The sequence below is a fragment of the Ruminococcus flavefaciens 007c genome, from assembly GCF_000571935.1.
Classification (GTDB): domain Bacteria; phylum Bacillota; class Clostridia; order Oscillospirales; family Ruminococcaceae; genus Ruminococcus; species Ruminococcus flavefaciens_F.
The window spans coordinates 19,988-30,349 of the sequence record NZ_ATAX01000034.1 but is presented as its reverse complement, the minus strand read 5'-3'; the positions used below and the strand labels follow the sequence as shown (position 1 = coordinate 30,349).

Here is a 10,362-nt window from a genome sequence, read left to right as displayed (position 1 = left end):
ATTATTCCCGTTGAGCCAGAACCCGGCACTGATCCTGTTGAACCGGGACAGCCTGAGCCTGATAACGGTCAGGGAAATCCTCACACAGGCGGCAGCGGTTCTCAGAACGGCCAGAAGAAATCACTGGTCGGCTTGGTAATGGGGCCCGGCGGCTCTATTGCAAATCCTCCGTCAACAGGTGGAACTCCCGGCGGAACATCGGGTAATCCCGCTGGCGGATATACAGGAGGCAACCCCGGAGGAACTTCAGGCGGCAGCACACCTCCCGGCAGTTCTTCAGGAATCCCCTCATTATTTGAAAGAGAAGTTGATTACAATAAAAGGTTTTACGGAATCTATTCTAATTTTATAACAGGATTAGATGCCATCCTAAAATATAATGATGCATACAATGCACGTAAATATAATGTTTTTAATAAAGGGGAAAAAGGCTTGCCAGGTGGTACCGCAATCGGAGTAGCTTTAGGCGTCGGAGGCGCGGTATTATCCTATTTCGATGAAAAAGCTCAAGGAAAATCAGATGAAGAGGCAACTAAAGCGGCTTTAAAAAGTCTTACATCTACGGGATTAGGCTTAGCATTAGATGCTGGATTAAATATTTTTCTCGATACTGATTTGACAGGACTAGTAACCAGTGGTTTATGTAAAGCAGGTGTAAGCGGTGGCTGGGCTGCTTTAGGTGCAATGGAGGCAGCATTCCTTCTTGGTGTTACAGGAGAAACTGTCTTTGATTGTATCGATGCCTGGAGAAAAGGTGAAGATGTAAACTTCTTAAGTAAATGGTGGGAAAACTTCAGCAATGATTCCATGGAAGTCTGCCAAATGCTCGGAATAACCGATATTATCGACATCCTCATCGAAATCGAAGTAATAAAGTTTGATCCGCTGATACTCGATCTGGATAACGACGGCTTTAATATCATCGACAAGTCAGAGGGCGCTTATTTCGATAAGGACAATAACGGCTACAGAGAGCGTATCGACTGGACGGTAAAGGACGCACTCCTTACCCTTGACCGCAATAACAACGGCATAATAGATAACGGTACAGAGCTCTTCGGCGACACTACATATATCAACGTTGAGGACAAGTATGCCCAGAACGGCTTCTCTGCACTCAAACAGTACGACGAGAATGATGACGGAGTTATCAACAGCGAAGACGCTGTATTCGGCGACCTCAGACTGTGGGTGGACGCAAACGGCGACGGCATTTCACAGGAATCCGAGCTCACCACTCTTGCAGACCATAATATAGTCTCCATATCCGCGACTCCCGAAGATGAAAGGTTAAGCACGGATACTGATGCCGTTATCGACGGAACTTCTTCCTTTGAATACGCAGACGGTTCAAAGGGACGCATGGGTGCACTCTGGGCAACTGCAAATCTCTATGACACAAAGGAGATCGCAAAAGCAGAGACCGATGGATTTAATATCGGCCACTCAGGAAATATGCCTTCTCTGGCAGTTGCACTCACTGCTGATGACGGCACACTAAGCGGATATATAAACAGCTTCCTAAGCTCATCGAACAAGAGCGATAAGAGTGAAATACTCAACAATATCCTTTTCACTATGTCAGGCGCTCAGAATATGGCCGCCGATTCAAGAGGAGCAAACTTTGATGCAAGAAAGCTCCACGTTATAGAGACGATCACAGGTCATAACTTTGTCGGTGCAAACGGACCTAACCCCAATCCCAATGCAGCAAGAATGCTTGACCAGCTCTACAACAAGATAAGCGATACATATTACTCGCTGTTCAATGCAGAGATCGTAAAGCCGTACTTCGAAAAGCTCATGCCCTATGAAGACAAGGAAGGCAAGCAGCATATTTATACCGGCTTCATGCGTATGGAAATAATGAAGGAGCTCGAGAAAAATCCCGATTCACCGATACTCAATGACATATGCAAGCATATCATGACCTTCGGCAAGAATGAAGAGATGAACACCTCTGTCCTCTTAGATCTTACCACCTTCTTCTCCTTTGACCGTAATATCAGCAACAGCCTCAACAAGACGCTGGCAGCTTACAATATCTACACAGGCACAGGTGCTTCGGACAATATCTCGGGCACAGGCAATGATGATACTATTTTCGGCGGTATCGGCAATGACACGCTCACAGGCGGAGCAGGCAACGATACCTATGTTTACACAGCCGGCTTTGGCAATGATATTATCCTGGACAACAGCGGAACAAATAAGATAAAGTTCGTCGGACTGAAATCGACAGATGTTCACGCCTCGTTCAACTCAGGCTATAACGCTGTTCTCACTATTAATTCAACAGGCGAAACTCTTACTATCAAGGACTTCAAATACTACGACACATACAGGAACTTCACCCTTGAATTCGATGACATCACCGTTGCGGCAGGTGCAGAAGGCAGTCCCTTCTTCGACATCATCGGCACCAAGGATAATGATACCATCAATATGTTCTACGGAAACGGTTCTGCATTCGGCGGTGACGGTGACGACACCATAAACGGCACAGGCGGCAATGACTTCATTGACGGTGGCGCAGGAAATGATACTGCCTACGGCGGCAACGGAGATGATACCTATGTATTCACCAGGGGCAGCGGCAACGATACTATCAAGGACTCAGCTGGCACGAACAAAATATTCTTCAGAGATCTTTCTCCGGAAGATGTTTATGTTACATATCCCAACTCAGGCTATGATGCGATAATCACCATTGCAGAAACCGGCGAAACTCTCACTATCAAGGACTTCAGATACTACACGACCTACAGGAACTTCTCTCTGGAATTCAAGGACGGAACAGAAGCTCATATCGACTATGATACAAAAGAAATCATCGTCGACGCCGAAGAAATCATTGAGCAGACTCTTACAGAGTATCTCTGCAATATCTGTTCTGATGAGATATCTAGCGGTGAACTTGCTTCTGACAGCACAGTTATCACAGATATGACAGAAAATGCTGCCATTGGCGAGGAAAACAGGGCTGTATCTGATATCAGCAATATCCAGGCAATGATACTTGCAGAAAATATGTCTGCATTCAGCAATGAAAGCCAGATATACGACGGCATCGCTATCGAAGATATCACAGCAGATCCCGCTGTATTGGATCAGCTGCTCATCGGCTCGGATATGCAGTAAAAAGCAATAACCAAAGAAAACCGTGGACCAGCCTCGGTTTTCTTTTGATAAAGCACAAAGGAACGCCTTTTACGGCGTTCCTTTGTGTTTTCAACAGCTGTTACTGCTGCTTATAAGAATCGATCATCTTCTTACAGATGTGTCCAGAACGCCTAACGAAGCGCTCATCGCCCCTTATATAGGGGATTTCCGCCGATAAATCGTTCTTTAACTTCACCTCTAATTTCATTGATTCTTCATTGATTGGTACTACATCTATCCTGTCTATTATAGCTTTTGCCATTTCATCGACTTCATCATGTGACATCTGATGTCCGGGTGCATACATATTGCGGAAATAATTCTCTATCTTCTCCATTTCCTTGGCGTAATCGACCGTCTCCTGTGCTCTGAGTTCAAGTGCATGGATCTCCTCTTCAATCTGAGAGATCAGAACATTGACACCGTCATTACGCTCACGGAATTCATCCCGCGAAATAATATTGTCGGTATAAAGGTCAAGAAGCTTTTCACGCTTGGCTTTTTCCTTTGTCAGATGTGCAGCCATTTCGTTTAACTGCCGCTGTATATTGACATCTCGCCCACTATCCCTGTAAATACGCATGAAATCTGTGACATACTCATCTATATTGCCTGCAACTCCCTGGAAATACTCTGAAAGCATCATGTAGAGATCTTCTTCCATTATGGAAAAAGATGCGCAGCTTTTGGCACCCAAACGCTTTTTCTCACTGCATATCCACTGATATATAGGCTTTCCCTGCGAGACACTATTCGAGTAGCTTGTCCGCCAATAGGGCTTGTCGTGAGCCTTACACCATATTTTACCTGTAAATACGCTTTTATCCTTGAAGGAACGGCCTCTCGACTTTATCGCCGTACTGCGTTCACGGAATATGACATTACTCTTTTCCCATATTTCCTCGCTGACTATCGCAGGAACTATCTCCCCTGTCTCGTCTTTATACAGCACCCATTCTTCTTCAGGCAAAAAACGCTGTTCACGGGTACGGTAATCTACTATTTTAACCTTGTTGCCGCAGTAGTAGCCCTTATACTTGGGATTCTGAATAATTCCGTTGATAGTATTATGGTGAATACTTGCACCGTTTCGGTTACGATAACCTTTTTCCCATAATATTTTTTCAATTTTCCGCGAACTGTAGCTGCCTGTTGAATACAGCTCAAAAATAAGCCTTACCATTTCGGCTTCCGCTTTGTTTATAACAAGTCTGCAATTCTGCTTGTCATATCCGAATATGCGGCTGTTTCCCATAACATTGCCGCTTTCTATCGCACGTTTATGTCCCCAGCGCACACGCTCGGAAAGCTTTCTCACTTCATCTGCTGCTATACTGGACATAATGGTCAAGCGAAGCTCGCTGTCCGTATCTATAGTGCAGATATTGTCATTCTGGAAGAATACTCCGACGCCTGCCCTAAGCAAGTCTCTTGTATACGTCAGGCTGTCAATGGTATTTCTAGCAAAACGGCTTACCTCCTTAGTAAGAACAAGGTCAAACTTACCTGCCTTGCCGTCCTCAACCATAAGCATAAAATTTGTCCGGTTCTCAGCCGACTCGCCGCGCACACGGTCAACATACCCGTCAACATATTTCCAGTTGGGATTTTTTCTGATCATATCTCTAAAAAAGGTGATCTGATTCTCGATAGAGTTCTCCTGTTCCTCTCTGGTAGTAGATACTCGTGCATAGAAAGTCACGCGCATTTCCATATCAAAAATGGTCTTACGTTCCATTTTCATCTGATTGGCTACATTATAAATATCCATAAGACGCATCTCCTTTAGGTATGGCATCATCAAAATATATTATACCATAAAAAATATACTTGTCAAGAAGAATTGCCTGTCAGAACATTAATGACAGGCAATTTCATAAAAACCGGTTTATAGCATATTTCTATTGCCTTTTTCAAGGCGCCCAATCAATGTGACCATTTTTCCGAGTCTGACATGATCAATTATTCCATGTTTGTATAAAATATTCGCCCATGCTGTCAAAGTCTGCTTTTTCAGTATTAATTCAGGTGATTCTGTTCTCTTCATTCGCATTCCTCCCTACACAGATAGTATTAGTTTCTTAAAGCTGGAATATTCCGTTTTATTCCATTTCATAGATGTTCTTCCTCTGCACTTCCTGTTGTTTATCCTCATATTTTTCAAGTCTCTCGACGTTATATGCTATGGTTTCCATTGAAGCAACATCTTCGGCAAGTCTGTCGATTTCCTTGAGCTCATTCTGATTTGCCTGTTTGAGTTCGGCAAGTTCTTTTCTCCATGATTTCGAAGTTATCTTCTTATCACCAATCGTAGTATCGAACATTTTCTTTGCAGCCTCAAATAATGTTATCTCTCCGCGGTGCTCATTGTAGAACTTGTCTTTTTTCTTCAGTTTCGTAATGGACTGCCATTCCTGATAAACAGCTTTATTGTTTTTGTAATGCTCATAATTTGTGAGCAGTTCTTCAAGAACCTTGATCCTGCTTTGCTGTTTTTTCATTGTTTCTTTATGAAGCCATAATGCTTCCGAGGTCTCTTTACTTCTCTCTTTCAGTTCAGCCAATGTTCTGATGTCATGTCTCTGCACAAATGCGATAAGATGTGACAAGTCTCGAAGCTTTTCTGCTTTCTTTAATGTGGAGAGAGTTATACCGCGGACTTGATTGAATTCGATACCGTTTTCATGAAAACGCATAAGCATTAATGCAAGACTATCCCTTTCAGATACCTCACGCATTTTTGCAAGCCTGTTGTCAATGGCTTCAAGCTTTTTGAGAAGGATATTGATTTTGTAGTTTATGACTTTTATCTCACGATTGGTATCGCCCTTAATGGTGCGTTTACCTTTTTGTTCCATTTGTGTAGCTGCGACTCCCATGTGAATTGTTGGCTTTACAAGCTTGCCTTGTCGTGCATAGGATCTGTGGTCTACTGTATCGGTGATGTTTCTCTGAACAAGAGAATCATTGATATAATCAGCCCAGGCTTTTCTCCATTCTTCAGCTTTTTCACGGCTGTTCCATTCTGTAGTCTGAACTGTGTGGCACTTGTAGTTCCGTTTCTTCTTATCATATATTTTGTTTCCGTTTTTATCGAAAACGTACTCTTTTCTCTGCTTGTCGCCCCATGTTCCGTCCTCATTGAGTGGTCGCATTGTAAGCATGATATGAGCATGAATGTTTTTCTGCTCACGGTTGGGATCATGGATACATATATCAGCGCACATTCCTTCGTTTACAAATGTTTTCTGTACAAACTCATGTGTAAGAGCTATACATTCAGATTGCGATAATTCATTTGGGAGTGCTATTTCTATCTCTCTTGCAAGCTGTGAGTTCCTGGATTTCTCTACAGCTTCAACCGCATTCCATAGTGAGGAACGGTCTGCGTATTCCGCAGGAGCATTTGACGGCAATAATATTTCGCTGTGAACTACTCCGCCCTTGTGTGTGAAGTCATGCGTCATACCGTCATAATTGTTATGAAGCTTTTCTCCTGCACGGTATGCTGCTGCGGCTACGGCAGATTTTCCTTTTCCGCGGCTGATAATTTTTATTGAGCAATGATAGATTGCGATATTATCACCGCCTTCCTACACGCCCTGTTTCAGGGCGTCATTTTTGCCTCGCAGAGCGCACATACCATGTAAGTGGTATATAAGTGCGCCCTTGGTATCAAGGGAAGCAGTATTGCTGACCTCAAAAACCGCTTTTTCAGAATTATTCATCAGTATTGTCATGGAAATATGCTCCTTTCATATCAACAGGCAGGCTGCTGAATGCTACTCTCAAAATATGCTTTATCTGATCGTTGGAATATGATTCTGCGTCGGGAAGAATACTTTCAAGAATAGCTCCCCGTTCAATAAGGCGGTGAGTACGGCTGCGGCGTTTTTCTTCTTTGTATCTGTTTCTTAACAGCTCAATGTGATGAGCTTTTTGTGCTTCTTTTTCCGTCAGCTTTTTCAGCTCAGCTTCAATAGTCTCACGTTCCGCAAGTGCCTTCTCAAAATCGCTTTCAATATTGATAAGTTTGGCTTCTTCGTTCATAAATCTTCTCCTTTCTGAGCGTTGTTATCGCTCCAGTCAACAACTAAGGTTTCATATTCGTGAATTGGAATGTCACAGACGGTGTACTCGGCATGATCTATCCTGCCGTGTTCATTTCTCGGATACCGCCGCCGCAGATATCCAAGCTGTTCCAGTTCTTTTATAGCTGCCGTAATAGCAGTTTTGGATTCCTTATGACAGTGAACAAGACCGTCAACAGTAAATCTCCAGTTATCAGGCAATGTCATCATGTGGGCAAGCAATCCCTTTGCTTTCAGAGACAAGTCTTTCCTTATGAGAAACTCCCTGTCCATAGAGACATAACCTTTCCGTTTGGCTTTTAAAATTGGCATAGCATCATTCCTTTCATTTTTTACGTGATACACGTATGTAAAAAGAGTCCTCTACTTTTATAAGGCAAAAAAATGCAGTGGTTATGCGTTTTATTTTTGAAAACGATCATTTTTTCTCTTTTTTGAACAAAACAGATATTCAAAATATGTAAAAAATGGAAACAACAATTTTTACCCCTTAATTTTTAAGGTAAAAAATAAGTGAGTTGATACCCCTCTCTCTGAATATTTTTGTATTTTGCCTATCATTTTTAAAGCCGAAAAAATGAGGCAATGGACGAAAAATTTTTTGAGAAAAATGAAGTTTTTACATTTTTTCTCTTTTCTATAAAACACGAATGTGAAAATATGGGACTTTTTATCTCTGCCATTTTACCCTCTACTTTTAAAGCCAAAAATTTCAGGATTTAACACCCTGGAATTTAAAAAGAATTGAGTTTTTTCTCAAATTTCTCTTTTTTGAACAAAACTACCTCTAAAAAACGCGGGACTTTTTATCGTTGCATTTTTGTCCTCTACTTATAAAGCCGATAAAACAGCAGGATGCTAACCATGAATATATAAAAAAATTAAAATGACAGAACGAATCGTTCTGTCAGGTCAGAATTGTTCGGCAATTTTTATTAACGAGACTGGCTTATATAACCTTGTACTTTCAAGTAGACAACCAATAGCCAAGAGGTTCAAACGCTTGGTATCAGTAAAGGGGTGTCCAAAATGGTCGCCCCTTGAAACAGCCAAATACTCCTATAGCTTAATGCTTTTGATTCAATGATGATTAATGTTGAATTGTCCAATAAAGGAACGACTATCACGTTGATGAAGATGATAAGCTGAGTCTGCATTTTGCCGACTCAGCTTAGAATTGTTCTTACAACAAAAAATAGCTTCCTTAACAGGAAGCAATCGGTTCTGATATTGATGACGGGATACTTTGTCCCGTCATAGAAATTAATATATCAAAGGTCGCAAAACTCGACTTTTGAAAAAAAGAACTCGGGTATCATACTGTTATCTTAAACGGAGTCCTAAAACAGGACTACACACGCTGCTATTCCAATATTGAATTTCCAAAAGAAAAATTCTGACAATAATAGGAGTAGCTGTCAATAGTTTCCTCTATCAATAATTTGTATTAAATTTTGCATAATCTATTGCATTTTGGATCGATTTGTGTTAAAATATATTATATATTTTATTTATACGAGGTGCAATTATGAAAAAACAATCAAAAAGAATCATTTCATCTATTTTATCAATTGCTGTTATTGCTTCCACTATAGGATCAACACTTTCCATTGCGGCAAATGATGTAAAAGTTAAAATGGTACAAACTGAATATCACACAGAACACGGAACAGATTTCGATTATTATATGATAACCGGAACAGAAAAATGGGAGCGTTACTTCAACCAAACAGAATCCAGTTTCTACAAGAACGCTGTAAAAGCGGCAGAATATTTAAATACGTTAGGTTTCAGCTATAGCAATAAAATCAGAGTTTTGAACCCTAACGGACCTGTCCAGGAAAAAACTGTTGACACAGTGTACATCGCTTTTTCCAATCAGAACGGAAAAGAAGGAAGTACACGGATCGGCAGAGACATGGATGGAAACAATGTATATTATTCTGAGATAGGAAACGCAAAAGCGACCAACGGTGTGATCGCTGTCGGCCAGCCTGATTACACCTATATGGAGAATTTTGCATATTCACCTGATGTTATTGCGCATGAGTATGTACATCTTGTAACCCAACAAATATTAGGCTGGGATGCAGGCGTAAGGGGCAATTCTAACGAAAATGGTGCAGTTGTTGAAGCATACAGCGATATTTTAGGTGAACTGTGCGAATCAAATCCTGATTGGAAAATGGGAAAAAATGCATATCGTTATAATAGTGACGGAACTAAATGCATAAGAAATCTCAAAGATCCCAAAGCAACGGTAAAACCTATTTCAAAAACTGAAATATCAGAAGATGAATACTGTTCAAATAATAAAGAATTTGAACAGAGATTTAAGAATGCCTATAAAACCGAAGAAGGCATTTATGCGGGATCAACGGTTCTGTCTCATGCAGCATATCTGATGACGACAACGGGACTGAAAAATGATACTATTGCCAAGATCTGGTTTGATTCTCTTTATTTGTTCGATGATCCTTCACATCCGACATTCAGCAATTGCAGGAAAGCAGTAATAGCTGCAGCTGAAAAATATGCTTCTGATAATAATTACTCCAGAAGGGGTAAAGGCGAAATGTTAGCCAGAATAAAATGGTCATTTGATTCAGTAAACATATATTGATTAAGACTGCAATTCAGCTGGTCTTTAATATGAAGAAAAGGACTGTTTGGTTAATTCCATTCAGTCCTTTTTCATAGGTTATACGTAAGCGCCAACCATTCCCAAACTATTGTTAATGAAAAAAGCAGCCAATTACTGGCTGCTTTTTTAAATTCATATTCAGGATATGGCATCGACAGTTAAGCCATTGGCAACTGAAATATCCAGACCATAACGTGCTCCATTATCAAGCTTCATAGACTTGAATTCTTCTGCAGTTACATAGATTACCAGTCGCTTAGGTTCTGTAAGGTACTCATATCTGATGTTCTGTTCATCAAGCTGTTTTATGGCTTCATCAGATATGTAACTATAATATGCCTTTTCAGCTTCGTTATAATCGGAGCGGTGCTTTTTCATCAGTTCGTTGATATCGGATCTGAGTGTTTCTTCAAGAAATGTTCCGTCAACTATATAATTTGAAAGAAGCTCCTCACCGAAATATTC

The 10,362-nt window shown here is 41.0% G+C and carries 10 protein-coding genes; 3 read left to right on the top strand and 7 right to left on the bottom strand.

Annotation, left to right across the window (positions count from 1 at the left end):
• On the top strand, positions 1-3,141 hold a 3,141-nt coding region (locus tag RF007C_RS13880; RefSeq protein ID WP_037300860.1), incomplete at its 5' end, for a calcium-binding protein.
• Between the two features lie 100 nt (positions 3,142-3,241).
• On the opposite strand, the gene RF007C_RS13875 is transcribed toward RF007C_RS13880, so the two are convergent.
• From RF007C_RS13875 to RF007C_RS13860, 6 genes are all read right to left on the bottom strand, one after another.
• Positions 3,242-4,933, bottom strand: coding sequence for a recombinase family protein (locus RF007C_RS13875; RefSeq protein ID WP_019680897.1), 1,692 nt, complete (start codon positions 4,931-4,933; stop codon positions 3,242-3,244).
• A gap of 117 nt (positions 4,934-5,050) precedes the next feature.
• Positions 5,051-5,209: a hypothetical protein gene (locus RF007C_RS17545; protein ID WP_019680898.1), complete on the bottom strand. Its 159-nt coding sequence runs from the start codon at positions 5,207-5,209 to the stop codon at positions 5,051-5,053.
• A gap of 55 nt (positions 5,210-5,264) precedes the next feature.
• Positions 5,265-6,734 (bottom strand): MobQ family relaxase, encoded by a 1,470-nt coding sequence (mobQ, locus tag RF007C_RS13870; RefSeq protein WP_275450845.1) that lies wholly within the window; start codon positions 6,732-6,734, stop codon positions 5,265-5,267.
• Positions 6,735-6,755: 21 nt separating this feature from the next.
• Positions 6,756-6,902 carry a hypothetical protein gene (locus RF007C_RS17540; RefSeq protein ID WP_161634896.1) on the bottom strand — a complete coding sequence of 49 codons (147 nt, stop codon included), beginning with the start codon at positions 6,900-6,902 and terminating at the stop codon, positions 6,756-6,758.
• Positions 6,883-7,212, bottom strand: coding sequence for a DUF3847 domain-containing protein (locus RF007C_RS13865; protein WP_051456685.1), 330 nt, complete (start codon positions 7,210-7,212; stop codon positions 6,883-6,885). Before RF007C_RS13865 ends, RF007C_RS17540 begins: the two co-directional genes overlap by 20 nt.
• Complete coding sequence (locus RF007C_RS13860; RefSeq protein WP_037300856.1) at positions 7,209-7,565, bottom strand: helix-turn-helix domain-containing protein; 357 nt, start codon at positions 7,563-7,565, stop codon at positions 7,209-7,211. The genes RF007C_RS13865 and RF007C_RS13860 overlap by 4 nt, the downstream gene beginning before the upstream one ends.
• Positions 7,566-8,139: 574 nt before the next feature.
• Between RF007C_RS13860 and RF007C_RS18335 the strand changes: the two genes are divergently transcribed.
• Together RF007C_RS18335 and RF007C_RS13855 are read left to right on the top strand one after the other, a co-directional pair.
• The gene (locus tag RF007C_RS18335; RefSeq protein ID WP_082316780.1) at positions 8,140-8,340 is read left to right on the top strand and encodes a BRO family protein; all 201 of its coding nucleotides are present in this window, start codon (positions 8,140-8,142) and stop codon (positions 8,338-8,340) included.
• 441 nt (positions 8,341-8,781) lie between these two features.
• The gene (locus tag RF007C_RS13855) at positions 8,782-9,876 is read left to right on the top strand and encodes a M4 family metallopeptidase (protein WP_037300853.1); all 1,095 of its coding nucleotides are present in this window, start codon (positions 8,782-8,784) and stop codon (positions 9,874-9,876) included.
• Positions 9,877-10,035: 159 nt separating this feature from the next.
• Here the strand turns inward: RF007C_RS13855 and RF007C_RS13850 are convergent, their stop codons facing one another.
• Positions 10,036-10,275 (bottom strand): hypothetical protein, encoded by a 240-nt coding sequence (locus RF007C_RS13850; RefSeq protein ID WP_037300852.1) that lies wholly within the window; start codon positions 10,273-10,275, stop codon positions 10,036-10,038.
• Between the last annotated feature and the right edge of the window lie 87 nt (positions 10,276-10,362).